Source organism: Bacteroides sp. ET225 (assembly GCF_024733745.1).
Taxonomy (GTDB): domain Bacteria; phylum Bacteroidota; class Bacteroidia; order Bacteroidales; family Bacteroidaceae; genus Phocaeicola; species Phocaeicola excrementipullorum.
Genome location: NZ_JANRHN010000098.1, coordinates 1 through 292, shown reverse-complemented (window position 1 = coordinate 292; position 292 = coordinate 1). Strand labels below are relative to the sequence as shown.

Sequence of the window (292 nt, the reverse complement as noted above, 5' to 3'; positions counted from 1 at the left end):
TAAGGTTACGGGACAAAGATAGCGAAAAGGGCCGGACCGGCAAAGCTTTTCGTGCGTTGAGTTTAAAGGAGCTAAAGTCTTTTATGCTCAAAGCCTTTCGACGGCTTCCACATCGAGTCCGGTGGCTTCGGCGATGGACGCAGCGTCAAGCCCCATCTGCTTGAGGTTTCTCGCTACGGACAGCCTGCCTTCGGCAATGCCTTCTGCCCGTCCTTTTTCGATGCCTTCCTTGATGCCTTTCTCGATGCCTTTCTTGATTCCTTTTTCAATGCCTTTGCGCATTCCGCTGTTG

At 52.1% G+C, this 292-nt stretch carries 1 pseudogene; it reads right to left on the bottom strand.

Annotation, left to right across the window (positions count from 1 at the left end):
* Positions 1-87 precede the first annotated feature (87 nt).
* A pseudogene (locus tag NW212_RS15260) lies at positions 88-292 on the bottom strand (hypothetical protein); the annotation flags it as partial.